At 57.9% G+C, this 26044-nt stretch carries 22 protein-coding genes and 1 tRNA gene; 5 read left to right on the forward strand and 18 right to left on the reverse strand.

The window, feature by feature from the left end; genetic code table 11:
• Positions 1–195: 195 nt before the first annotated feature.
• The 5 genes from rpsJ to rpsL form a co-directional block, all read right to left on the reverse strand.
• Complete coding sequence (gene rpsJ, locus DA915_RS09820) at positions 196–504, reverse strand: 30S ribosomal protein S10 (RefSeq protein ID WP_003507767.1); 309 nt, start codon at positions 502–504, stop codon at positions 196–198.
• 311 nt (positions 505–815) lie between these two features.
• A complete protein-coding gene (gene tuf / locus DA915_RS09825) occupies positions 816–1991 on the reverse strand; it encodes an elongation factor Tu (RefSeq protein WP_003507684.1) in 1176 nt (391 codons plus the stop codon).
• A gap of 65 nt (positions 1992–2056) precedes the next feature.
• Positions 2057–4156, reverse strand: a complete 2100-nt coding sequence (gene fusA / locus DA915_RS09830; protein ID WP_003507762.1) for an elongation factor G — start codon at positions 4154–4156, stop codon at positions 2057–2059.
• Positions 4157–4190: 34 nt separating this feature from the next.
• Positions 4191–4661, reverse strand: coding sequence for a 30S ribosomal protein S7 (gene rpsG / locus DA915_RS09835; protein WP_003507761.1), 471 nt, complete (start codon positions 4659–4661; stop codon positions 4191–4193).
• A 78-nt stretch (positions 4662–4739) separates the two neighbouring features.
• Entirely contained in the window at positions 4740–5111 is a 372-nt protein-coding gene (rpsL, locus tag DA915_RS09840) for a 30S ribosomal protein S12 (protein ID WP_003507760.1), read from the reverse strand.
• 526 nt (positions 5112–5637) lie between these two features.
• On the opposite strand from rpsL, the gene DA915_RS09845 reads away from it, so the two are divergent.
• Positions 5638–5931: a hypothetical protein gene (locus DA915_RS09845; RefSeq protein ID WP_003507722.1), complete on the forward strand. Its 294-nt coding sequence runs from the start codon at positions 5638–5640 to the stop codon at positions 5929–5931.
• A gap of 253 nt (positions 5932–6184) precedes the next feature.
• Positions 6185–7270: a helix-turn-helix transcriptional regulator gene (locus DA915_RS09850; RefSeq protein ID WP_107675912.1), complete on the forward strand. Its 1086-nt coding sequence runs from the start codon at positions 6185–6187 to the stop codon at positions 7268–7270.
• A 135-nt stretch (positions 7271–7405) separates the two neighbouring features.
• Here the strand turns inward: DA915_RS09850 and rpoC are convergent, their stop codons facing one another.
• The 11 genes from rpoC to tuf (DA915_RS09905) form a co-directional block, all read right to left on the reverse strand.
• Positions 7406–11611: a DNA-directed RNA polymerase subunit beta' gene (rpoC, locus tag DA915_RS09855; RefSeq protein WP_107675729.1), complete on the reverse strand. Its 4206-nt coding sequence runs from the start codon at positions 11609–11611 to the stop codon at positions 7406–7408.
• 181 nt (positions 11612–11792) lie between these two features.
• A complete protein-coding gene (gene rpoB / locus DA915_RS09860; protein ID WP_107675730.1) occupies positions 11793–15929 on the reverse strand; it encodes a DNA-directed RNA polymerase subunit beta in 4137 nt (1378 codons plus the stop codon).
• A gap of 263 nt (positions 15930–16192) precedes the next feature.
• Positions 16193–16570 (reverse strand): 50S ribosomal protein L7/L12, encoded by a 378-nt coding sequence (rplL, locus tag DA915_RS09865; protein WP_003507708.1) that lies wholly within the window; start codon positions 16568–16570, stop codon positions 16193–16195.
• Between the two features lie 59 nt (positions 16571–16629).
• Entirely contained in the window at positions 16630–17148 is a 519-nt protein-coding gene (rplJ, locus tag DA915_RS09870) for a 50S ribosomal protein L10 (RefSeq protein WP_003519348.1), read from the reverse strand.
• 355 nt (positions 17149–17503) lie between these two features.
• Positions 17504–18199, reverse strand: a complete 696-nt coding sequence (gene rplA / locus DA915_RS09875; protein WP_003507704.1) for a 50S ribosomal protein L1 — start codon at positions 18197–18199, stop codon at positions 17504–17506.
• A gap of 2 nt (positions 18200–18201) precedes the next feature.
• Positions 18202–18633: a 50S ribosomal protein L11 gene (gene rplK, locus DA915_RS09880; protein ID WP_003507702.1), complete on the reverse strand. Its 432-nt coding sequence runs from the start codon at positions 18631–18633 to the stop codon at positions 18202–18204.
• Positions 18634–18777: 144 nt separating this feature from the next.
• Complete coding sequence (nusG, locus tag DA915_RS09885) at positions 18778–19308, reverse strand: transcription termination/antitermination protein NusG (RefSeq protein ID WP_003507690.1); 531 nt, start codon at positions 19306–19308, stop codon at positions 18778–18780.
• A 23-nt stretch (positions 19309–19331) separates the two neighbouring features.
• Positions 19332–19532, reverse strand: a complete 201-nt coding sequence (gene secE / locus DA915_RS09890) for a preprotein translocase subunit SecE (protein WP_003507689.1) — start codon at positions 19530–19532, stop codon at positions 19332–19334.
• A gap of 183 nt (positions 19533–19715) precedes the next feature.
• Positions 19716–19791, reverse strand: a tRNA-Trp gene (locus tag DA915_RS09895).
• Between the two features lie 125 nt (positions 19792–19916).
• A complete protein-coding gene (locus DA915_RS09900; RefSeq protein ID WP_060723319.1) occupies positions 19917–20810 on the reverse strand; it encodes an NAD(P)-dependent oxidoreductase in 894 nt (297 codons plus the stop codon).
• A gap of 142 nt (positions 20811–20952) precedes the next feature.
• Positions 20953–22128, reverse strand: a complete 1176-nt coding sequence (gene tuf, locus DA915_RS09905) for an elongation factor Tu (RefSeq protein WP_107675731.1) — start codon at positions 22126–22128, stop codon at positions 20953–20955.
• A 402-nt stretch (positions 22129–22530) separates the two neighbouring features.
• Between tuf (DA915_RS09905) and DA915_RS09910 the strand changes: the two genes are divergently transcribed.
• A complete protein-coding gene (locus DA915_RS09910; protein WP_003507682.1) occupies positions 22531–23163 on the forward strand; it encodes a TerC family protein in 633 nt (210 codons plus the stop codon).
• Between the two features lie 469 nt (positions 23164–23632).
• Here the strand turns inward: DA915_RS09910 and DA915_RS09920 are convergent, their stop codons facing one another.
• Both DA915_RS09920 and DA915_RS09930 read right to left on the reverse strand, forming a co-directional pair.
• On the reverse strand, positions 23633–24001 hold the full coding sequence (locus tag DA915_RS09920) for an MliC family protein (RefSeq protein WP_107675732.1): 369 nt from the start codon (positions 23999–24001) through the stop codon (positions 23633–23635).
• A 635-nt stretch (positions 24002–24636) separates the two neighbouring features.
• Positions 24637–25086: a hypothetical protein gene (locus DA915_RS09930; RefSeq protein ID WP_060726362.1), complete on the reverse strand. Its 450-nt coding sequence runs from the start codon at positions 25084–25086 to the stop codon at positions 24637–24639.
• 299 nt (positions 25087–25385) lie between these two features.
• Between DA915_RS09930 and DA915_RS09935 the strand changes: the two genes are divergently transcribed.
• Together DA915_RS09935 and DA915_RS09940 are read left to right on the forward strand one after the other, a co-directional pair.
• Positions 25386–25718, forward strand: coding sequence for a BA14K family protein (locus DA915_RS09935; RefSeq protein WP_107675733.1), 333 nt, complete (start codon positions 25386–25388; stop codon positions 25716–25718).
• Positions 25719–25835: 117 nt separating this feature from the next.
• Positions 25836–26030, forward strand: a complete 195-nt coding sequence (locus DA915_RS09940) for a hypothetical protein (RefSeq protein ID WP_107675734.1) — start codon at positions 25836–25838, stop codon at positions 26028–26030.
• Positions 26031–26044 lie beyond the last annotated feature (14 nt).

The raw sequence follows: 26044 nt of genomic DNA on the forward strand, positions 1-26044 counted from the left end.
CTCTTGCGAGCCTTGAAGGGAAAACCCTCTCTGGCCTTTGTTAAGGAGTGCCCTTCGACATCTCACGATGTTTCCGGTCTCCGGTTTGGAAGTCGTTGGATTTCTCCACGTACCTTCCTTGTTATTGGCCTTCACCCAAGGGTGAAGCCCGGCCTTGTTACTTCAGCCCTCACCTTGGATGGATCGGGCCGGGTCTTAGAGCTTGATTTCCACGTCAACGCCAGCAGCGAGGTCGAGCTTCATCAAAGCATCGACAGTCTGCGGGGTGGGGTCAACGATATCGAGAAGACGCTTGTGCGTCCGCATTTCGAACTGTTCACGGCTCTTCTTATCAACGTGGGGAGAGCGGTTGACGGTAAACTTTTCGATGCGGGTGGGGAGCGGAACCGGGCCGCGAACGCTGGCGCCGGTGCGCTTTGCGGTCGACACGATTTCACGGGTAGAGGCATCGAGGATCCGGTGATCGAACGCCTTGAGGCGGATACGGATATTCTGGCCGTTCATTCGTCTTGTCCTTGTTCTTTGTTATTCGTTTCCGCACGCGGAAACACATGAACTTCTATTGATCGTGGCGCCGCAGATTTTCAAAAATCGAGAGGGATGAGCGTTACACCCCAATCATTTCGGTAGTCTGTATTGCTAAAAACACCGCGCTCCGCAATCGCTTGCGAATCCAGCGGTGATTGTGAGTGCGCGTTTACGCGCTTTCACCGAATTTTTCAAGCACTAAAAATGCAACGCCGCCAGGCTTTTTACTAAAAGGCCGGCGGCGGTGTTGTTCACACCGCCGCCAGTCAGAATTTCAATGGTCGAAATTACTCGACGATCGAAGCCACGATGCCGGCGCCGACGGTACGGCCGCCTTCGCGGATAGCGAAGCGCAGCTTTTCTTCCATCGCGATCGGAACGATCAGCTCGACTTCAACGGTGACGTTGTCGCCAGGCATAACCATTTCCGTGCCTTCAGGAAGCGACACGATGCCGGTCACGTCAGTCGTACGGAAGTAGAACTGCGGACGGTAGTTCGTGAAGAACGGCGTATGACGGCCGCCTTCTTCCTTCGTCAGGATGTAGGCTTCTGCCATGAACTTCTTGTGCGGCTTGACCGAACCCGGCTTGCACAGGATCTGACCACGCTCAACGCCGTCACGGGTAACGCCGCGAACCAGTGCACCGATGTTGTCGCCAGCCTGGCCCTGGTCGAGCAGCTTGCGGAACATTTCAACGCCGGTAACAGTCGTCTTCGAGGTCGGACGGATGCCGACGATTTCGACTTCTTCACCAACCTTGACGATACCGCGCTCAACGCGACCCGTCACAACCGTACCACGGCCAGAGATCGAGAACACGTCTTCGATCGGCATCAGGAACGGCTGGTCGATCGGACGCTCAGGCGTCGGGATGTAGGCGTCAACAGCAGCCATCAGCTCGCGGATCGCGTCTTCACCGATCTTCTTGTCAGAATCTTCAAGAGCAGCAAGTGCCGAACCCTTGATGATCGGGATATCGTCGCCCGGGAAGTCGTAGGACGACAGAAGTTCGCGAACTTCAAGCTCGACGAGCTCGAGAAGCTCGGCGTCGTCAACCTGGTCGACCTTGTTGAGGAACACGACGATCGCCGGAACGCCAACCTGGCGAGCAAGCAGGATGTGCTCGCGGGTCTGCGGCATCGGGCCGTCAGCTGCAGAGCAAACCAGGATCGCGCCGTCCATCTGGGCAGCACCGGTGATCATGTTCTTCACGTAGTCGGCGTGGCCGGGGCAGTCGACGTGCGCGTAGTGACGGGCAGGCGTCTCGTATTCAACGTGTGCCGTCGAGATCGTGATACCACGAGCCTTTTCTTCCGGAGCCGCGTCGATCTGGTCATACGCCTTGAACTCGCCGAAGAACTTCGTGATTGCTGCCGTCAGCGACGTCTTGCCATGGTCAACGTGACCGATCGTGCCAATGTTGACGTGCGGCTTATTGCGCTCGAACTTGCTCTTTGCCATTAGTGGCTCTCCATTCTTGTCCCTTGACGGGAATAATCTTCAAAACTCGGTGGGGCGTACCCCGATCACTTCTGACCGGAGTACTTTGCCTGGATTTCCTGCGCCACGTTCGACGGAACCGGCGAATAGTGGTCGAACGTCATCGAGTACTGTGCACGGCCCTGCGACATGGAGCGCAGGTTGTCGACGTACTTGAACATGTTCGCGAGCGGAACATGCGCGTTGATGACGACGGCGATACCACGGCTTTCCTGGCCCTGGATCTGACCACGACGGGAGTTCAGGTCGCCGATAACGTCACCGACATAGTCTTCCGGCGTTACGACTTCGACCTTCATCATCGGCTCGAGAAGCTGTGCACCAGCCTTCTTCGCTGCTTCACGGAAGCAGGCACGCGATGCGATTTCGAAGGCGAGAACCGACGAGTCAACATCGTGGAATGCACCGTCGACCAGCGTCGCCTTGACGCCGAGCATCGGGAAGCCAGCCAGCGGACCGGAAGACAGAACGCTTTCGATACCCTTCTGAACGCCCGGGATGTATTCCTTCGGAACAGCACCACCGACGATCTTCGATTCGAACTTGAAGTCTTCGCCTTCGGGGTTCGGTTCGAAGATGATCTTCACGCGAGCGAACTGACCGGTACCACCGGACTGCTTCTTGTGCGTGTAGTCTTCTTCGTGCTGACGCGTGATGGTTTCGCGGTAGGCAACCTGCGGAGCACCGACGGTAGCTTCAACCTTGAACTCGCGACGCATACGGTCAACGAGAATGTCGAGGTGAAGTTCGCCCATGCCTGCGATGATCGTCTGACCGGATTCTTCATCCGTCTTGACGCGGAACGAAGGATCTTCAGCAGCCAGACGGTTGAGCGCGAGGCCCATCTTTTCCTGGTCGCCCTTGGTCTTCGGCTCGATCGCGATCTGGATGACCGGCTCAGGGAATTCCATGCGCTCGAGGATAACCGGCTTCAACGGATCGCAGAGCGTATCGCCAGTGGTGGTTTCCTTGAGGCCAGCCAGAGCAACGATGTCGCCGGCAAAGGCTTCTTCGATGTCTTCACGGCTGTTGGAATGCATCTGCAGCATACGGCCGACGCGCTCGCGCTTGTCCTTGACCGTGTTGATGACAGACGTACCCTTTTCGAGTTTGCCCGAGTAGATACGTGCGAAGGTCAGCGAACCAACGAAGGGGTCGTTCATGATCTTGAACGCGAGCATGGAAAGCGGCTCGCTGTCATCGGCATGACGCTCGATTTCGGCTTCGGTCTTGAAGTCGATACCCTTGATCGCCGGAATGTCCAGCGGAGAAGGCAGGTAGTCGACAACAGCGTCGAGAAGCGGCTGAACGCCCTTGTTCTTGAACGCGGTACCGCAGAACATCGGGTGGAACTTCACGTCGATGGTGCCGCGGCGAACGAGCGCACGGATCTTTTCGTTGTCGGGCATGATGCCGTTCAGGTAGTCTTCCATCGCTTCTTCGTCGATCTCGACAACGGTCTCGATCAGCTTTTCGCGATATTCGTCAGCCTTGGCCTTCATGTCTTCAGGAATTTCGACGACGTCCCACTGAGCGCCGAGCGATTCGTCGCGCCAGATGAGTGCGTTCATCTCGATCAGGTCGATAACGCCCTTGAACTCGGTCTCAGCGCCGATCGGCAGCTGCATGACAACGGCGATGGCGCCGAGACGGGTCTTGATCATTTCTACCGAGCGGTAGAAGTCAGCGCCGGTCTTATCCATCTTGTTGCAGAAGATCATGCGCGGAACATGATACTTCTCGGCCTGGCGCCAGACGGTTTCCGTCTGCGGCTCAACACCGGCGTTGGCGTCGAGCAGCGCGATGGCGCCGTCGAGAACGCGCAGCGAACGCTCAACTTCAATGGTGAAGTCGACGTGGCCGGGGGTGTCGATGATGTTGAAGCGGCGCATCTTGCCGTCGCGACCCTTCCAGAAGGTCGTGGTGGCAGCGGAGGTGATGGTGATACCACGCTCCTGCTCCTGTTCCATCCAGTCCATCGTGGCTGCGCCATCGTGAACTTCACCGATCTTGTGCGACTTACCGGTGTAATAAAGGATACGCTCGGTGGTCGTCGTCTTGCCGGCGTCAATATGCGCCATGATACCGAAATTGCGGTAGTCTTCGATTTTATATTCGCGAGCCATAATGGACTGCCTTTCGATATGCGACCGGTTAAGATTACCAGCGGTAATGCGAGAATGCGCGGTTGGCGTCGGCCATCTTGTGCGTGTCTTCGCGCTTCTTGACAGCAGAACCGCGGTTGTTCGCAGCGTCCATGAGTTCGCCGGAAAGGCGATCGACCATGGTCGTTTCGTTGCGCTTGCGGGCAGCCGTGATCAGCCAGCGAATAGCGAGGGCCTGACGGCGCTCGGGGCGAACGTCGACGGGAACCTGATAGGTGGCACCACCAACGCGGCGCGAACGCACTTCAACGTGCGGAGCAACGTTGTCGAGGGCGGAGTGGAACACGCCGAGCGGCTCCTGCTTCGTCTTGCCCTGAACGACGTCGAACGCGCCGTAAACGATGCTTTCTGCGACCGACTTCTTGCCGTGAAGCATGATGGCGTTCATGAACTTGGTGACGACCAGATCGCCGAACTTCGGGTCCGGGTTGATCTCACGCTTTTCTGCACTATGGCGACGGGACATATTCTTTGTCTCTCAATGTTATTGACGCTTTACCACGCGGAGAACCTCGCGCAGCGCCGGAATTTGTTTAAACCCGAATTACTTCGGACGCTTCGCACCGTACTTGGAGCGGCGCTGCTTGCGGTTCTTGACGCCCTGGGTATCGAGAACACCGCGGATGATGTGGTAACGCACACCCGGCAAGTCCTTTACGCGGCCGCCGCGGATCATGACCACGGAGTGTTCCTGAAGGTTGTGACCTTCGCCCGGAATGTAACCGATGACTTCGAAGCCGTTGGTGAGGCGGATCTTGGCAACCTTACGCAGAGCCGAGTTCGGCTTCTTCGGGGTCGTCGTGTAAACGCGGGTGCAAACACCACGCTTCTGCGGGTTTTCCTGAAGAGCAGGAACCTTGTTGCGCTTTACCTGTGCCTGGCGAGGCTTGCGGATCAGCTGGTTTACGGTAGGCATATAACCATCCCTTGCAAAAACTACTTAAGCCACCCTCACGGGTGGCGGCTATGCCGTTGCCGGCGACGATGCACGCATATATCCTCATGCGCAAAACGTGGCCCGATCCGGTTTCACGGATGGACCACCAAGAGCAGAGGACACCGGATGAGGCGTCTTGCGTGCAACATTCGTGTCTTCTACGTGCAATGGAGACCCGTTTGAGATGATGTTCGGGAAAAAGCTTTCCGAACGGCCAGCACCCACAGAGGCTCCGATGGCGGGCGTACTACTGTTTTAGCCAGCTTTCGTCAAGGGCGAATCCACATTTTGGCCCCGCGCCCGCGGCCACGAAGCCCGCGTCCGGGCCATTTCCAGCCAGCTTTAACATAAGTCGGCGCAGAAGGCTGCGATTTCGACCTCCACGCTTTGGCTTTTCATAAAATCCGTCTATTGATTCCCTGTGGCGAGCCGGAGCAGCGCCGCCACGGGCGGAACCGATTCCATCGGCCCCCATTACAGCAACGAATGATCAAGGAACCGCGTCATGAGCACCCTCCCCGACAACGACAACGGACGCGAAGAGCCGATGGTCTTCATCGTCATCGGCAAGGCCTATGAGCACGACAATTCCGAAGGCATCGACATCCACGTCATTTTGCGGGCGCCGGACGACGATACCGCCGTGCGCGAAACGCTGAACGCGCTTTCCGAGGAAGGCTTCATCGAAGCGGACCTCGACCAGATCGGCATGCTGACCGAAGTTCCCGATGAAGAGCCGCACGCTTCCGCCTATCAGGGCGCGCTCGAAGGCGAAGTCGCCATCATCCGTTTCGCCTGAGGCACGGCCCTCACGGCGGCGAAGCGCATCGTCGCCGACATAACGACACCCGGCCTTGCGAGGGCGGGTGCCTTGGTTTGATCCCGCCCCCGTGTCCGCCGCCAGTTCCTGTGCGATACCCTCGGAAAACCTTCAATATATTAAATCACCGATAGATTATATACTTTAAGTATAATAGTATTAATTGCATTTCCGTTGAACAACCAGAAGATATAAGATTAGAGTGATCCAGACACATGATTCCGGTGGCGAGTTGGATAATATATCTTCGGCAGACATTATCGATGACATCTACGAGGCAGCGCTTTTTCCCGACCGTTGGGTGAAAGTGATAGCCGCAATCGGCCACAGGCTCGATTTTTGGGGCGGCGCCCTTAGGTGGGGCAAGGGCGACGATGAAGCCTGCCTCTATACGGCCAATTTCCAGGAGCTGATGCAAGCCTTCACGAAGGGCGGCTGGAACCACCGCAACGACCGCATCACCCGCGCTGTCCGCGAGGGGCAATTTTCCTTCGTGCATGATTTCGATATTTTCACCCATGACGAATGGGCCGGGCTGCCGATCGTGCGGGATTTCCTGATGCCGCGAGGACTGGGATATGGGGTGGCGACGCAGGTCGCACCACCGGACCATCCTGAAATGACGGTGCTGTTCGAACGCAAGCTCGATAGCGGCATTATCGGCCCCGAGACGATGGCGGCGCTCGGCCGGCTGAGGCCGCATATCGCCCGCAGCCTCACACTCGCAACGGTGTTGCAACGCCAGAAGGCCGATGCCATGACGCTCGGCCTCAACGCCATCGGCGCGCCGGCGGCGGTGCTTCAGGCAAGCGGACGTGTTCTTTCCACCAACACTCTGTTTGAGACGACCAGAAAGTGTATTTCCACCCGCGCCCGCGACAGGATCTTGATCTTCGACGAAAGAGTAAACCGGCTGCTCTACAACGCGCTCGCCGGGGTCGGTGTCAGTTCCTTCCCCCTGCCTACCAGCGAAGACAGGGCCTGCATCCTTCACGTCATACCGCTGCGCAAGGACGCGCTGGATTTGTCCCCGAACGGCAGCGCCATCGTGCTGATATCGCAACCATCGGACACCCTTGCCGACGCCACGCCGCTCCTGAAGGGGCTGTATGATCTGACCAAAGGCGAGGCCCGTGTCGCCCAGGAAATCCTGAAGGGTCTTTCGCTTCCCTCCGTGGCGAAGCAACTTCAGATCTCCCACGAAACGGTTCGCAGCAACGCCAAGTCTATCTATGCAAAGACGGGCAGCACCGGCCAGACCGATCTCGTTCGCCGGCTTTCCGTCTTGACGCGCTACACCATCGGTGAGCAGAGCTGAGCCTTTGAAACGGCTGAAAGCCTGAATGGCCGGACCCGGCCTTGTACCCCTCCAAAACAAAAAACGCCCGGATTGCTCCGGGCGTTTTACTGAACTTTGGCGGGGCTTCATAAAGCCCCAGCCCTTGAGCTGACCTTATTCGGCCGGAGCCGGATCCGTCATGTCCTGCAGCATCTGTGTTGCAGAGCCTGCACCCGTACCCTTGCGGCGTTCCTCGAGGATGAGGTCGTCGCGCGAGGTGGCGATGCGGCGGATCTGCGTCATGGTGCCGCCGGTACCGGCCGGGATGAGACGGCCGACGATGACGTTTTCCTTGAGGCCCTGCAGCGTGTCCGTCTTGCCGGCGATCGCAGCTTCCGTGAGAACCTTGGTGGTTTCCTGGAAGGATGCGGCCGAGATGAAGGACGGCGTCTGCAGCGAAGCCTTGGTGATGCCGAGCAGAACCGGCTCGCCATAGGCAGGCTTCTTGCCTTCTTCGATCAGGCGGTCGTTGTTGTCGTCAAGCTCGATGCGATCGACGTTGTCGCCAACGATGTACTGGCTGTCGCCAGCATCGGTGATTTCAACCTTCTGCAGCATCTGGCGAACGATCACCTCGATGTGCTTGTCGTTGATCACAACGCCCTGCAGTCGATAGACTTCCTGGATTTCGTTCACGAGGTAGGAAGCCAGAGCCTCCACGCCCTTGATCGCCAGAATGTCGTGCGGTGCCGGGTTGCCGTCGAGAATGTATTCGCCCTTCTCGATGTAGTCGCCTTCCTGAAGATGGAAGGGCTTGCCCTTCGGGATCAGGTATTCGACCGGCTCGACGCCGTCTTCCGCAGGCTCGATCATCACGCGACGCTTGTTCTTGTAGTCGCGGCCGAGGCGGATCGTACCATCGATCTCGGCGATGATGGCGTGATCCTTCGGACGACGTGCTTCGAACAGTTCGGCAACACGCGGCAGACCACCGGTGATGTCCTTCGTCTTGGCGCTTTCCAGCGGCGAACGTGCAAGCACGTCACCCTGGGAGACCTTGGAACCCGGCTCGACCGACAGGATGGCATCCACGGACAGATGGAAGCGGGCTTCGCCACCACGGCTAAGCTTCGCCACAGCGCCGGAAGCGTCCTTGATGATGATCGCGGGCTTCAAGTCCGAACCGCGCGGCGTCGAACGCCAGTCAATGACCTGACGCTTGGTGATGCCGGTGGATTCGTCGGTCGCTTCCAGAACGGAGAGACCGTCGACGAGGTCTTCGAAGTGAACGGTACCTTCCACTTCCGTCATCATCGGACGGGTGTAGGGGTCCCACTCTGCAAGACGCTGGCCACGCTTAACCTTGTCGCCATCATCCACGAAGATCTTCGAACCGTAAGCGACACGCTGCGAGGAACGTTCCGCGCCGCGCTCATCAAGGATCGTAACGGACATGTTACGGCCCATGGCGATGAGAACGCCTTCCGAGTTCCGCAGGATGTTGCGGTTCTTGATCTGGATCGTGCCTTCATAAGACGCTTCGAGGAACGACTGGTCGACCACGTTCGCCGTACCGCCAAGGTGGAACGTACGCATGGTGAGCTGCGTGCCCGGTTCACCGATCGACTGTGCGGCGATGACGCCAACGGCTTCGCCCATGTTGACAGGCGTACCGCGTGCAAGGTCACGACCGTAGCAGACGCCGCAGACACCGATCTGCACTTCGCAGGTCAGAGCAGAGCGGATGCGGACGGACTGGATGCCCGCCTTTTCGATGGCGGCCACATCGGCCTCATCGATAAGCGTGCCGGCCTTGACGATGTTCTCGCCGGAAACCGGATGATCGATATCGTCCAGAGCCGTACGGCCGAGGATACGTGCGCCAAGCGAGGCAACAACCTGACCGGCATCGACGATGGCGGTCATGGTGAGGCCCTTGTCGGTGCCGCAATCCACGGAGTTGACGATGCAATCCTGCGCGACGTCGACGAGACGACGGGTAAGGTAACCCGAGTTCGCCGTCTTCAGGGCGGTGTCTGCCAGACCCTTACGGGCACCGTGGGTCGAGTTGAAGTACTCGTTAACGGTCAGGCCTTCCTTGAAGTTCGAGATGATCGGCGTCTCGATGATTTCACCCGACGGCTTCGCCATCAGGCCGCGCATGCCGCCCAGCTGACGCATCTGGTTCGGAGAACCACGGGCGCCCGAGTGGGACATCATGTAGATGGAGTTCATCGGCTTCTGGCGGCCCGTTTCCGGATCGAACTCGACAGCCTTGATGCGTGCCATCATTTCTTCGGCGACCTTTTCGGTAGCCTTGCCCCAGGCGTCGACAACCTTGTTGTACTTTTCGCCCTGGGTGATGAGACCATCATTATACTGCTGTTCGTATTCCTTCACGAGAGCTTCGGTGTCACCGACGATCTTCACCTTGCTGTCCGGAATGACCATGTCGTCCTTGCCGAACGAAATGCCGGCGCGGCAGGCATGGGCAAAGCCGAGCTGCATGATGCGGTCGCAGAAGATGACCGTGTCTTTCTGGCCGCAATGACGGTAGACCGTGTCGATCATCTTGGAGATGTTCTTCTTGGTCATTTCCTGGTTGCAGACGTCGAAAGGCACGTTGACGTTCTTCGGCAGAAGTTCGCCAATCAGCATACGGCCAGGGGTCGTTTCATGGATCTTGGAAACCGGCTTGCCGTCGGCATCCACGGTCTTGAAGCGACCACGGATCTTGGCATGCAGCGTCACGACCTTGTTTTCAAGCGCGTGATGCAGTTCGCCGATATCCGAGAAGGCCATGCCTTCGCCCGGCTCGTTCTGGTTCATGATCGACAGGTAATACAGGCCGAGAACCATGTCCTGCGAAGGAACGATGATCGGGTGGCCGTTTGCCGGATGCAGGATGTTGTTGGTCGACATCATCAACACGCGCGCTTCCAGCTGGGCTTCCAGCGAAAGCGGAACGTGAACAGCCATCTGGTCACCGTCGAAGTCGGCGTTGAAGGCCGTGCAGACGAGCGGGTGCAGCTGGATGGCCTTGCCTTCGACCAGCATGGGTTCGAAAGCCTGGATACCCAGACGGTGCAGCGTCGGTGCGCGGTTCAGGAGAACCGGATGTTCGCGGATGACCTCGTCGAGGATATCCCAAACTTCAGGCTTTTCCTTTTCAACCAGCTTCTTGGCCTGCTTGACGGTCGAGGAGTAACCCTTGGCGTCGAGGCGGGCATAGATGAACGGCTTGAACAGTTCGAGCGCCATCTTCTTCGGCAGGCCGCACTGGTGCAGCTTCAGTTCCGGACCGGTCACGATAACCGAACGACCGGAATAGTCGACGCGCTTGCCGAGAAGGTTCTGGCGGAAGCGGCCCTGCTTGCCCTTGAGCATGTCGGAGAGCGACTTCAGCGGACGCTTGTTGGCACCCGTGATGACGCGGCCGCGACGGCCGTTATCGAACAGCGCATCGACGGATTCCTGCAACATACGCTTTTCGTTGCGGATGATGATGCCAGGCGCACGAAGCTCGATCAGGCGCTTCAGACGGTTGTTACGGTTGATGACGCGGCGATAGAGATCGTTAAGGTCGGACGTCGCGAAACGACCGCCATCCAGCGGAACCAGCGGACGCAGGTCCGGCGGAATGACCGGAACGACCTTCATGATCATCCATTCCGGACGGTTGCCGCTCTCCATGAAGTTCTCGACGATCTTCAGGCGTTTCATCAGCTTCTTCTGCTTGAGATCAGAAGTGGTCTCAGCAAGTTCGGCACGCAGGTCGCCAGCGATCTTTTCGAGGTTCATCGAAGCCAGCATCTCATAGATGGCTTCAGCGCCGATCATGGCGGTGAACTGGTCTTCGCCGAATTCGTCAACGGCGATCATGTACTCTTCCTCGGACAGAAGCTGGTTCTGCTTCATCGAGGTGAGGCCCGGTTCGGTGACGATGTAGTTCTCGAAATAGAGAACGCGTTCGACATCCTTCAGCGTCATGTCGAGCAAGGTCGAGATACGCGAGGGAAGCGACTTCAGGAACCAGATATGGGCAACGGGCGCTGCGAGCTCGATATGGCCCATGCGCTCACGGCGAACGCGCGACAGCGTCACTTCAACGCCGCACTTTTCGCAGATGATGCCCTTGTACTTCATGCGCTTGTACTTGCCGCACAGGCATTCGTAGTCCTTGATCGGTCCGAAAATGCGCGCGCAGAAGAGACCGTCGCGTTCCGGCTTGAACGTACGGTAGTTGATGGTTTCCGGCTTCTTGATCTCGCCGTAGGACCACGACAGGATTTTTTCCGGCGAAGCAATCGAAATCCGGATGGAATCGAAATGCTGCGCAGGCACCTGAGGATTGAAAAGATTCATGACCTCTTGGTTCATGCCTTGTCTCCTTGAGAGGCTAGCTGCTGCCCCTGTTTGCATCCGGACCGGCTTCTTCCCGGGTCACCGTCCAGAGCTTTAAATACGGATTAACCGCACAATGCGGCGAAAGTGTCCCTCGGCAACCGCAGGCTGCCGGAGGAACCGGCAGGCGCCTAAAAGGCGCCCACCTCTCTCAATTTTATTCCGCTGCGTCGGGCAGCTGATCCTCGGACTGGTTCTCGATCTTCGAGTTCTCCAGTTCGACCGAAAGACCGAGCGACCGCATTTCCTTGACGAGAACGTTGAAGCTCTCGGGGATACCGGCCTCGAAGGTGTCGTCGCCACGGACGATCGCTTCGTAGACCTTGGTGCGGCCCGCCACGTCGTCCGACTTGACGGTGAGCATTTCCTGCAGCGTGTAAGCCGCGCCGTATGCTTCCAGTGCCCAGACTTCCATTTCCCCGAAGCGCTGTCCGCCGAACTGCGCCTTGCCGCCCAGCGGCTGCTGGGTAACGAGCGAGTAAGGACCGATCGAGCGAGCGTGGATCTTGTCGTCAACAAGGTGGTTCAGCTTGATCATGTACATGTAGCCGACGGTGACCTGGCGGTCGAACTGCTCACCGGTACGACCGTCATAAAGAACGGACTGACCGGACTCTTGCAGACCTGCCCTCTTCAGCATCGCGGCGACGTCTGGCTCATGCGCACCGTCGAAGACCGGGGTCGCGATGGAAACACCGCGCTTGGCTTCTTCGGCAAGCTTGACCAGCGACGCATCGTCAAAGCGCTGTACCTCATCATGCGATTCACTCGCATAGATTTCGGTAAGCTCGGTGCGAAGTTCGCTGATGTCCAGCGTCTTGTGATACTCTTCGAGCATCTCGCCGATCTTCTTGCCCATACCAGCGCATGCCCATGCGAGGTGGGTTTCGAGGATCTGGCCGACGTTCATGCGCGAAGGCACGCCGAGCGGGTTCAAGCAGATGTCGACATGCGTGCCATCTTCGAGGAACGGCATGTCTTCGACCGGAACGATACGCGAGACGACGCCCTTGTTACCGTGACGGCCGGCCATCTTGTCGCCCGGCTGGATCTTGCGCTTCACAGCAACAAAGACCTTGACCATCTTCATGACGCCCGGAGGCATTTCATCGCCGCGCTGGACCTTTTCGACCTTGTCCATGAAGCGCTGTTCAAGGCGCGACTTGGATTCGTCGTACTGGCCGCGAAGCGCTTCCAGTTCGGACTGAGCCTTTTCGTCCTCGACCGCGAACATCCACCACTGCGAGCGGGGATATTCGGAGACGACAGCGTTGGAAAGCTCGACGCCCTTCTTGAAGCCCTTCGGACCGGCGATGGAAACGTGGCCACGCAGCATGTCGATCAGGCGGCCGTAGACGTTACGGTCAAGAATTGCCTGTTCGTCGTCGCGGTCCTTCGCCAGACGTTCGATCTCTTCGCGCTCGATTGCCATCGCGCGCTCGTCCTTCTCCACACCGTGACGGTTGAAGACGCGGACTTCCACAACGGTACCAAACGTGCCCGGAGGCATGCGCATGGAGGTGTCGCGAACGTCGGAAGCCTTTTCACCGAAGATGGCGCGCAGAAGCTTTTCTTCCGGCGTCATCGGGCTTTCGCCCTTCGGCGTGATCTTGCCGACGAGGATGTCGCCCGGCTGAACTTCCGCACCGATGTAAACGATACCGGCTTCGTCGAGGTTCTTCAGCGCTTCTTCCGAAACGTTCGGAATGTCGCGCGTGATTTCTTCCGGACCGAGCTTCGTATCACGCGCCATCACTTCGAATTCTTCGATGTGGATGGAGGTGAACACGTCGTCGGAAACGATACGTTCCGACATCAGGATCGAGTCTTCGTAGTTGTAGCCGTTCCAGGGCATGAACGCGACGAGCGCGTTGCGGCCAAGTGCCAGATCGCCGAGGTCGGTCGACGGGCCGTCCGCGATGATGTCGCTCTTGGAGATAACATCGCCGACGGAGACCAGCGGACGCTGGTTGACGCAGGTGTTCTGGTTCGAACGCTGGAACTTCTGCAGACGGTAGATATCGACGCCCGACTTGCCGGCATCGAGTTCTTCCGTCGCGCGGATAACGATACGGGTCGCATCCACCTGGTCGACGACACCGCCGCGGCGAGCCGCGATGGCAGCGCCGGAGTCACGGGCAACGATCGGTTCCATGCCTGTGCCGACGAACGGCGCTTCCGCCCGCAGAAGCGGAACGGCCTGACGCTGCATGTTCGAGCCCATGAGAGCGCGGTTGGCGTCGTCGTTTTCCAGGAACGGAATGAGAGCCGCCGCGACCGAAACGAGCTGCTTCGGCGAAACGTCCATCAGGTTGATGTTGTCGCGCGGTGCGAGCATAACTTCGCCCGAGTGACGGCAGACAACGAACTCTTCAACGAAGGCGCCTTCGCCATCGAGTTCAGCATTGGCCTGTGCGACGTAGTACTTGGCCTCTTCCATGGCGGAGAGGTAGATAACGTCGGTCGTCACCTTGCCGTCGATGATCTTGCGGTACGGGCTTTCGATGAAGCCGTACTTGTTGACGCGGGCAAAGGTGGCAAGCGAGTTGATCAGGCCGATGTTCGGGCCTTCCGGCGTCTCGATCGGGCAAATACGGCCGTAGTGGGTCGGGTGAACGTCGCGGACTTCGAAGCCAGCGCGCTCACGGGTCAGACCACCCGGTCCAAGAGCCGAAAGACGGCGCTTGTGGGTGATTTCCGAAAGCGGGTTCACCTGGTCCATGAACTGCGACAGCTGCGAGGAACCGAAGAATTCGCGAACGGCGGCGGCTGCCGGCTTCGCGTTGATCAGGTCCTGTGGCATCACGGTGTCGATTTCGATCGAGGACATACGTTCCTTGATCGCACGTTCCATGCGCAGAAGGCCCAGACGATACTGGTTTTCCATCAGCTCGCCGACCGAACGCACACGGCGGTTGCCGAGGTTGTCGATGTCGTCGATTTCGCCCTTGCCGTCACGCAGTTCGACCAGCATCTTGACGACAGCGAGGATGTCTTCCTTGCGCAGCGTGCGCACGGTGTCTTCCGCGTCGAGGTCGAGACGCATGTTCATCTTCACGCGGCCAACAGCCGAGAGATCGTAACGCTCTGCATCGAAGAACAGCGAGTTGAACATCGCTTCCGCGGAGTCCATGGTCGGCGGTTCGCCCGGACGCATGACGCGGTAGATGTCGAACAGCGCTTCCTGGCGGTTCTGGTTCTTGTCAACGGAGAGCGTGTTACGGATGTAGGCGCCAACATTGACGTGGTCGATGTTGAGAACCGGAATCTCGTCGAAGCCGGACTGCAGGATCAGGCCGAGCGTCTTCTCGTCGATTTCGTCGCCGGCTTCGAGATAGATTTCACCCGTCTCGTAGTTAACGATGTCTTCGGCCAGGAAGTTGCCGTAGAGGTCTTCGTCAGTCGCCTTAAGCGCCTTCAGACCCTTGTCGACGAGCTGGCGGATAAGGCGCGGGGTCAGCTTCTTGCCACCCTCGACAACAACTTCGCCGGTGTCGGCGTCGATCATGTCGGTGATGACCTTGGCATTCTTCAGCGCGTCAGGCTGGAACGGGATACGCCAGCCGTCGCCGGCGCGCTCGTAGGTAGCCTTGGTATAGAAGGTCGACAGGATTTCTTCGCCGTCCATGCCGAGCGCCATCAGGAGCGAGGTCACGGGCAGCTTGCGGCGACGGTCGATACGCGCATAGACGATGTCCTTGGCGTCGAATTCGATGTCGAGCCAGGAACCGCGATACGGGATAACGCGGGCAGCGAAAAGCAGCTTGCCGGAAGAATGGCTCTTGCCCTTGTCGTGATCGAAGAACACGCCCGGCGAACGGTGCATCTGCGAAACGATGACGCGCTCGGTGCCGTTGACGATGAACGTACCGTTATTGGTCATGAGCGGCATGTCGCCCATGTAGACGGACTGTTCCTTGATGTCCTTGATGGACTTCGCGCCCGTATCTTCATCGATATCGAACACGATGAGGCGCAGCGTCACCTTCAGCGGCGCTGCATAGGTCAGATCGCGCTGACGGCATTCCTCTACGTCGAACTTCGGCGCTTCGAATTCGTAGGACACGAATTCGAGCATGGAGGCGCCGGAAAAATCGGTGATCGGGAATACGGACTTGAATACGGCATTCAATCCCTCGTCGGGACGGCCACCCTTGGGCTCGTCAACCATGAGAAACTGGTCGTACGAAGCCTTCTGAACCTCGATGAGGTTCGGCATTTCCGCTACTTCTGGAATTTTGCCGAAAAACTTGCGTACGCGCCTGCGACCGTTAAACGAAAGGGTCTGAGCCATCGTCGCTCCTTTAAAAATTGCATCCGGGCCTGCAACGGACGGGAACCGATGGCCAGTCGATCCCGTCAAGCAATGGGTGTCATCAATCTCGTTCCACATCCCGGATCGATCAGGCCGGATTGCCTAGATGAGCCGGTTCGGAACCATTCTCTTGAAGAACCCATTACCCAAAAGCCATTTTCACGCGGCTTTTGGGTAATGAGTTTTAAAAACGATGACGACGGAAAGGGGCATGAAGCCCCTTCCCGCCAGCAATCGCAAGATTACTTAACGTCGACCTTAGCGCCGGCTTCTTCAAGCTTCTTCTTGAGATCAGCAGCTTCAGCCTTGGAAACAGCTTCCTTGACAGCCTTCGGAGCGCCTTCAACGAGGTCCTTGGCTTCCTTCAGGCCGAGGCCCGTGATAGCGCGGACTTCCTTGATGACGTTGATCTTGTTGGCGCCAGCGTCAACCAGGATCACGTCGAATTCAGTCTTTTCTTCTTCAACAGCAGCAGCAACGCCAGCACCGCCAGCAGCAGCAACAGCTACCGGAGCAGCGGCGGAAACGCCCCACTTTTCTTCGAGAAGCTTGGACAGTTCTGCAGCTTCCAGAACGGTCAGGGTGGAGAGGTCTTCTACGATCTTTGCGAGATCAGCCATTTTGATAGTTCCTTTTGTTCAGTTCGAACCAGTTTGAATATTTACAGCGAAAAACCGCCTTAAGCGGCTTCGTCCTTCTTGGCGTAAGCCGAGAACACCCGTGCCAGCTGGCTTGCAGGTGCGGCGACAACCGTAGCGACGCGAGTTGCCGGGGCATTGAGAAGGCCCAGCAGCTTTGCGCGCAGCTCGTCCAGCGAAGGCAGGGTCGCAAGCGACTTGACTGCTTCGGCGTTGAGCGTGGTTGCACCCATGGAACCACCGAGAACAACGACCTTGTCGTTGGTCTTTGCGAAATCCATGACGACTTTCGGAGCGATCATAGGGTCGACGCTGTATGCAATCAGCGTCTGGCCCTTGAAGAGATCTGTCATCCCTTCCGACTCCGTGCCCTGAAGAGCGATCTTGGCCAGGCGGTTCTTCGCGACCTTGACGGTGCCTCCGGCAGCGCGCATCTTCGAACGGAAGTCGTTCATCTGCGCAACGGTGACACCAGCATAGTGGGCCACGACAACCGAACCGGAAGCCTTGAAGACTTCGTTCAGCTCCGTGACGAATTCGCGTTTTTCCGCTCTTTCCACTGTCTGTCTCCAGTAGACGGGACCACATGATTGTGAACCCGTCGGGTTTGCCTTTGCCCCAAGGGACCTTTTTACAAAGATCCCGAGCGACGCTCGAGGATCCTGTCCCCCGCTCTGTCGCCGCAAACGGCTTCAGGCACAGGCACACCAGGTTCGAACCGGACAGTCAGGCATCAACAGATGCCTCAAATCCAGCCTCACCCGTCTCATGCAGGTTGAATGATTAAGGCCAGGACCCGAAGGAAATGGCCACCCGCAATCTCGGACAGGAGTTCCGGGTTTCCCCGGAAATCTCCGGCTCCTGGGAGCCGGAAATTCTTTTATTCACACTTCCCTTGGGAAGCGCGAGAATTGATTAAGCCGTAACCGACGAAGGGTCGATCTTGACGCCCGGACCCATCGTCGAGGAAATGGCGACGCGCTTGACATAGTTGCCCTTGGCGCCAGCCGGCTTTGCCTTGATGACGGCATCGGCGAAAGCCTTGATGTTTTCCTCAAGAGCCTTGGCGTCGAACGAAGCCTTGCCAACGCCAGCGTGTACGATACCGGCCTTTTCGACGCGGAACTCGACAGCGCCGCCCTTGGACGCCTTGACGGCGCCGGCAACATCCATGGTCACCGTACCGACCTTCGGGTTCGGCATCATGCCACGCGGGCCGAGTACCTTGCCGAGACGGCCGACGAGCGGCATCATGTCCGGGGTCGCGATGCAACGATCGAAGTCGATCTTGCCGCCCTGAACGATTTCAACCAGTTCTTCTGCACCAACAACGTCAGCGCCAGCAGCCGTGGCTTCATCAGCCTTGGCGCCACGTGCGAAGACGGCGACGCGAACGTCACGGCCCGTGCCGTTCGGCAGGTTGACAACGCCACGAACCATCTGGTCCGCGTGGCGCGGGTCAACGCCGAGGTTCATCGAAACTTCAACGGTTTCATCGAACTTGGCGACAGCACGTTCCTTGACCATCGAAATGGCGTCGGTGAGAACGTAAAGCTTGTTGGGATCCACACCTTCGCGGATCTTCTGAATGCGCTTTGCTACCTTGGCCATGATCAACCTACCACTTCCAGGCCCATGGCGCGGGCGGAGCCCTCAACCATTGCCATTGCGCCTTCGATGTCGGCTGCGTTCAGATCCTTCATCTTGGCTTCTGCGATCGTCTTGACCTGAGCCTTGGTGATGGAGCCGATCTTGGCGCCCTTGCCAGGCGTCTTGGAACCGGAGGTGATCTTGGCTTCCTTCTTCAGCCAATACGTCATCGGCGGCTGCTTCATGACGAAGGTGAAGGACTTGTCCTGGTAATAGGTGATGACGACCGGAATCGGCATACCCTTTTCCATTTCCTGCGTGGCGGCATTGAACGCCTTGCAGAATTCCATGATGTTAATGCCACGCTGACCAAGTGCCGGACCGATCGGCGGGGACGGATTGGCCGCCCCGGCCTTTACCTGCAACTTGAGCTGGCCTGCAACTTTCTTAGCCATATCTCTCTGCCTTTCAATTCAAACCGGTTACCCGGCTTCTCTTAAGCCGGATTGCTCCGGCGGCTGCGGTTGCGTGGTGCGGCGCCCTGCTCCGGCTTAAAGAGCCAGTTTGCCTTCCACGCGCTTGGGGTCTTGCCCCGCCAATCAGACCTTCTCGACCTGATTGTATTCCAGCTCGACCGGCGTAGCGCGGCCGAAAATCGAAACTTCCACCTTCAGGCGCGAACGCTCTTCGTCGACATCCTGAACAACGCCGTTGAACGACGCGAACGGACCGTCGGAAACGCGAACCTGCTCGCCGATCTCGAACGAAACCGAAGACTTCGGACGCTCGACACCTTCCTGAACCTGACCGAGGATACGCTCGGCTTCATAATCGGGAATCGGAACAGGCTTGCTGTCCGAACCGAGGAAACCGGTAACCTTCGGCGTGTTCTTGATGAGGTGATAGGCCTCATCCGTCAGGTTGGCGCGCACCAGCACGTAACCTGGAAAGAACTTGCGCTCGCTGTCGACCTTACGGCCACGACGCACCTCGACAACCTTTTCGGTCGGCACGAGGATTTTCTCGAACAGATGAGAAAGACCCTTCTGACGGGCCTTCTCTTCGATCGACTCAGCGACCTTCTTTTCGAAATTCGAATATGCGTGAACGATATACCAGCGCGCTGCCATTTTTTTATTCTCCGTTCAATCCGTTACCGGCCGACGTTCAGCACGAGGCTAAGCACCCAGCCGATGAGCTGGTCAGCAGCAAAGAAGAACAGAGCCGCAAAAATGACCATCACCAGCACCATAGCCGTCGAAATCATGGTCTCGCGGCGCGACGGCCAAGTGATTTTTGACGCTTCGGCGCGAACCTGCTGCAGAAACGTAAACGGATTGGTTTTGGATGCCATTGACTGCCCACGCAATTACGGCGCGTAAAGCCGAACTAATCAGCCCCACGCACCGCGTGTCTGTTTTGACCTTACATAAACACCGATTCCACTTTTAACAAGAGGAAATCGACATTCGGCGAAATTCGCCGGAAATCCGGCCCCATCTGCCATGCAGCGAAAACCGCGCTTGCGAATGGAAAGTGGCAGGGGCAGAGGGGCTCGAACCCCCGACCTGCGGTTTTGGAGACCGCCGCTCTACCAACTGAGCTATACCCCTTCAGCACCTGAATCGGCCGCTAAATCGCTTGGCCAATTCGGTATGCGCTCCTTTAAGGTGCAGGGAAAGGAATGGCAAGTGTGTTTTTTGTTTTTTCCACTCCGCCCCCGAAAATCCTGCACCTCTCAGGTTTTAACGTATTTCCGCCAGTCATGTTCTTCGCTGAAGCCCAGGACCTCGCGAATCTTGCGGTTGGAGATCAACCCCTCATGATCCCCGATCTCGCGGCGGAATTGCACGTCAGGGAAATAAGTCTGCGCAAGCTCGCGCGTGGGGACCGTCGCTGTCGCTGTATCATTGACGGCGTTGAAGACCTGATAACCGAGGCCGTCCTTTTCGATGCACAGATGGCAGATCTGGCCAAGATCGCGCGCATCGATGTAACCCCAGGCATTGCGTTTGCGCGTTTCCGGACGGGCGAAGAAGCCGGGAAACTTCTCATATTCATGCGGCTCGATGACATTGCCGATTCGCAGCGCGTAAATGTCGCATCCGCTTCGCTCGGCAAATGCCCGTGCCGTCTTTTCGTTCACCACCTTCGACAGCCCGTAGGAATCCATCGGATCGACATCATAGTCTTCCTCAAGCGGGAAATGGTGGAAATCCTTCTCGCCCTCGGCAAAACAGACCCCGTAGGTGGTCTCGCTCGATGCGATGACGATCTTGCGGATACCAAGCTTCACCGCAGCCTCGATGACGTTGTAGGTTCCCATTGTATTGATGCGGAACGTCTCATTGTCGGGCTTTATCAGAATGCGCGGAACCGCGGCGAAGTGGATCACCGCATCATAGGGCAAAACACCCTTCCCGCTTTCGAGCTCTGCAAAGTTCCTGTGCATGGACAGGGCATTAAAGACCTGCCCGCTGTCGGTGATGTCGACAATGAGATTGGTGACGCCCGGCCTGTCGAGCGGAACGAGATCGATGTTGTGGACCTCATAACCCTTGTCGATAAGCCACGGGATCACATGCCTGCCGGCCTTGCCGGAACCACCGGTAAATAGAACGCGCTTCTTCATGATACTCCTCATCATCTCCCCGGCAACGAAGTAGCAGCCCGGACAGGGAAGCGAAAGCCACCCTCCCCCTAACGCGCAATACAAAACAAAAAACCCCGCTGTCTCCAGCGGGGTTTCCGTCAAGCCTTTTCAGGCCCGAAGATTACTCGACGATCGAAGCCACGATGCCGGCGCCGACGGTACGGCCGCCTTCGCGGATAGCGAAGCGCAGCTTTTCTTCCATCGCGATCGGAACGATCAGCTCGACTTCAACGGTGACGTTGTCGCCAGGCATAACCATTTCCGTGCCTTCAGGAAGCGACACGATGCCGGTCACGTCAGTCGTACGGAAGTAGAACTGCGGACGGTAGTTCGTGAAGAACGGCGTATGACGGCCGCCTTCTTCCTTCGTCAGGCTGTAGGCTTCTGCCATGAACTTCTTGTGCGGCTTGACCGAACCCGGCTTGCACAGGATCTGACCACGCTCAACGCCGTCACGGGTAACGCCGCGAACCAGTGCACCGATGTTGTCGCCAGCCTGGCCCTGGTCGAGCAGCTTGCGGAACATTTCAACGCCGGTAACAGTCGTCTTCGAGGTCGGACGGATGCCGACGATTTCGACTTCTTCACCAACCTTGACGATACCGCGCTCAACGCGACCCGTCACAACCGTACCACGGCCAGAGATCGAGAACACGTCTTCGATCGGCATCAGGAACGGCTGGTCGATCGGACGCTCAGGCGTCGGGATGTAGGCGTCAACAGCAGCCATCAGCTCGCGGATCGCGTCTTCACCGATCTTCTTGTCAGAATCTTCAAGAGCAGCAAGTGCCGAACCCTTGATGATCGGGATATCGTCGCCCGGGAAGTCGTAGGACGACAGAAGTTCGCGAACTTCAAGCTCGACGAGCTCGAGAAGCTCGGCGTCGTCAACCTGGTCGACCTTGTTGAGGAACACGACGATCGCCGGAACGCCAACCTGGCGAGCAAGCAGGATGTGCTCGCGGGTCTGCGGCATCGGGCCGTCAGCTGCAGAGCAAACCAGGATCGCGCCGTCCATCTGGGCAGCACCGGTGATCATGTTCTTCACGTAGTCGGCGTGGCCGGGGCAGTCGACGTGCGCGTAGTGACGGGCAGGCGTCTCGTATTCAACGTGTGCCGTCGAGATCGTGATACCACGAGCCTTTTCTTCCGGAGCCGCGTCGATCTGGTCATACGCCTTGAACTCGCCGAAGAACTTCGTGATTGCTGCCGTCAGCGACGTCTTGCCATGGTCAACGTGACCGATCGTGCCAATGTTGACGTGCGGCTTATTGCGCTCGAACTTGCTCTTTGCCATGTGAATTGCTTCCTGTGAACGTGAAGTAGTTTCCCCGGCGCACCGGTTTGGTGTCGCCGTTTAAGGCTTTGTAAGCGAATGCGCAAGACTTAATTATGAAAGCGTCTTCGCGCGCGCCTTAAGCGTGCCTTGAGGCCTGTATATGGTGTCTGGTTTGCGACATTTAAACCCTCGCGAGGGTGAGGCAGACGTCGGCCGCGAGCCCCCCCTCCGTCAGCCTAGCTAATCACTAAACAAGATATTTCTATCACAACTTCTTTACCTGCACCGGCATGATGGCTTAAGTGCATTCCATCGCCGGGGGGAGACGGGCGATTGGAATCGGGCGCACGCGCCATCCCATGCCATATCTCGATCCGTCGCTTTCCCTCGCGACATCTCTATCCGTTTCAGGACTATCCCATGGAAATCTTCACAGCCGCCGGTTTCACGGCATTTTTGCAGGTCATTGCAATCGACCTCGTTCTGGCGGGCGACAACGCCATCGTCATCGGCCTTGCCGCCGCCGGTCTGCCCGCTCATCTTCGCCGCAAGGCGATCCTGGTCGGCATCATCGCCGCCACGGTTCTGCGCATCGGCTTTGCCGCCGTCACCGTCCAGCTTCTTGCCATTGTCGGCCTGCAATTGTTCGGCGGACTGCTGCTCGCCTGGGTGTGCTGGAAGATGTGGACGGAACTGCGTGACGCCGCAGGTTCCATCGAAGACGAGGTGACCGACGAAGAGGCCGACCTGACCAAGGGTCACAAGACCTTCTTCCAGGCCGCGACCCAGATCGTCATCGCCGACGTCTCCATGTCGCTGGACAACGTCCTTGCCGTCGCCGGCGCTGCGCAGGAACACGTGACGGTGCTGATCATCGGCCTCGTCGTATCGATCGCGCTGATGGGCCTCGCCGCCAACTTCGTCGCCAAGCTCCTGCACCGCTATCGCTGGATTTCCTACCTCGGCCTCATGGTCATCATCTATGTGGCGCTCAACATGCTCTACCACGGCACGCTCGAGGTTCTGCCTTATATCCAGGCCTATCTCGGCTGACACCGCCAGTAGAAACGCTTTGCACAAGGCCCGGAAACGCCAGTTTCCGGGCCTTTTTCGTGACCTGCGACCGTCAAATCCCTCACCTGGTTTCGCCGTTGCAGAATAGGAAGAATCAATCGCCGCACTTGCTGCAACATCAGGAGAAGACAGGGAAATCGTGAATTCTCGCCGGTGGTTTCTGACAGTTGAGGTCAGCCACGGGCAAGCCTAGGGAGCTAGTCAATAAGTCATAATAATAAAAAGAAAGGTAAAGCTGCCAATGGCTTATGACTGGAGCGGCGGTCGTACCCGCCGCCTTCGCAGGGTGAGGCTCGGTGTTGTCGCCAGCTCTCTTATCCTGCTGGCGCTTCTTGCGTCGCTCGTTCTTGGCTGAACGCGCCGCGCGCGCACTCCCACGCTGACCGGCGGCATGGCAAGGTTTTCAGGAACCGCCCTGCCGCCGCTCCCTTGAGGGAAAGTCCAGCGCTCAGGATTTCTTCACGTCCACGCAATGAACCGGCTTTTTCATCTCCGGGTCCGCCATCAGATCGTAAAGATTCGCCTCGTCACCCTTCGACCACCAGACATAAATACCGCCCTGATATTTGGCGCCCGAGCCCGAAATGACATTTGCGGCGACCGTCACGCCATTCTTCAGCCCCAGTCGCACGAGGCTGACCTCGCCCGCATTGAAATAGACGGCCTCCACCTTGTCGGCGGCGCATTGATAGACCGCCTCCACCTTTTCGACCGTCGTGTCCTTCGGAAGCGGAATCACCAGGTCTTCAGCCATGGCGCCGGTAGCGAGCGATACGGAAAAAGCTGCAAGAGATATCGCGGCAACGGTTTTATTCATGATGATCCTTTCCTGATGTCACCGGATCATAAGGTCATGCCAGCAAAGCCGAAATGGGGCCGCCGCCTCGCGCATATCAAATTTTCAGGAAAACCGACCTTGCAAACATGCGGCAGATATATCGCCGCACAGGCCATGCGGGTACCTTCATTCGGGCCGGCAAACTGCGGCGAAACCTATCGAAACAGCCAATAAACGACGCCAAGGATCACCGTCCACATCAGCAGCGATATGGCCAGCACCGTGAGATAGTTTCGAAATCGTCTGGTCATCCGCCCACATTGCCGGCGAGCCGTCATCGGACAGCCGTAGCCGTTGAATTGCTGGATGCGGATCAAGCCGCAGTGTCAATTCGTTCTATCAAGAGATTGAATCGCAAGCCATTCGCAGTTTTTACCCGCCCTAAAACGGGGTTGCCCCAACTAGGGAGTTTCACCCCATCGAGAAACAGGTTCATCCGCGAACAGGTCCTGATCGCGGATGGGCGGTCATATCCTCACATGCCAGCGAGGGCAGCAAAGGGCCATAGGCAAAGACAGGGCAAACGATCGCGACCGAACGGCCTTACGCGTTATCCGAATTTATCTCGGATAACGCGCCAATACCGGAGCAGCGGATCGGCCCGCCGCCCTGCCTCAGCTCTTCAGGGCCGTGTTGCACAGGCTCCAGTAACCGCCGCCCTTCTGGATCCATTTCAGATCGCCGAGCGTGCCGTCACTCTTGTTCTTGTGGTAGGAGTCGACGCAGGTTTTCAGGCGGGCCTTTCCGGGCGTCTCGCTTGAATACTTCTTATCGACAGCACTCGGGAAAGCGACGCCCTTCGGGGCCTTTATCGTCGCTTTTGCGGGTTCTTTTTCGGTGGTGGCCGCGACCTGCTTGTCGTCGGCCGCATCCTCAGCGGCCGCCTCGCTGCCGCAGAACTTGGCGCGATAGTCGTTCCACTTGACGTCCTTGGCGGACCCGTCGGCTTTCGCCGCCTGATACTTCACGCTGCACTCCTTCATGGTGAGTGCGGCTGCGGGGGAGACGAACGCCGCCGATGCCAGCAGCGCAAAGGATGAGAGAATGACAACCCTGTTCAACATTGAAGACTCCCGTGTGCATGATTGCCGGCCGACTATCTGACCGGATTTTCCGCTTGTCAACGAGCAGTGCGGTAGAGACGGAAACTCAGATCGACGGGGCACACGGCACTTGCTCACCGGACACACCATCTTCGTGGTGAAGCCGGCACCGCGCCGTCATCTTGAAGGCCCCGTCGCAGGAACCGGGCATCCCCAGCACCCAATCCCAAGAATCACGTGTTCGTGTGAGGTCAACCCTTCACCGGAACGAATTTCCTAAGTTTTCGTTAGCATACCGAACGAATAACGAGGATTTATCGATGTTGAGGATGCCGAAGACTATCTCCGCGCTCGCTCTTGGCGTCGCAATATCTGCCGCTTCCGTCGTGCCCGCCCATGCTCTGAGCCTCATACAGCCGGCCTATGAGACACAGGAACAGGAACAGGCGCAGACTTCAGACCAGCGGGGCTATCCGGCCTCAGCCTTTGCGGCAGGAAAAGGCGAAGAGGCCACGCCCAACGGTTACGCCCTGTCGCAGGCCGAGATCAACCATGTAAAATGGTGTGCGACGCGTTACACATCCTACCATCCCACCGACAACAGCTATATGGCGGCTGCCGGCACACGGATGCAATGTCTCTCGCCCTATTGATTCGGCTGCGGCCCGGGCCGCGCCGTTTCCGACAAGATAAAATTTACCTTAAATTCTACCGGTTTGAACCTTTCTCCCATCTGGCCATTTGAACCGTGTGCCAACGGAGAAAACGCGATGTTGTGGAATCTGGAAAAGCTTGAGCAGGAACGAATTGACCTGATCGAGGTCATTACAGCCCTGCGTTGCGCGGAGCGTCTGTCGAAAACGGATCGCACCTCGATCTTTGAGGAGATCACGGCGCATATGGGAAGGCTGAGCGAACTGGATGCGGAGAAACTGCGAATCCAGTCAGCGCTCGATGCAGTCTGAAAGCACACCACGCC

The organism is Agrobacterium sp. LAD9 (assembly GCF_003031125.1).
GTDB classification, from domain to species: domain Bacteria; phylum Pseudomonadota; class Alphaproteobacteria; order Rhizobiales; family Rhizobiaceae; genus Agrobacterium; species Agrobacterium radiobacter.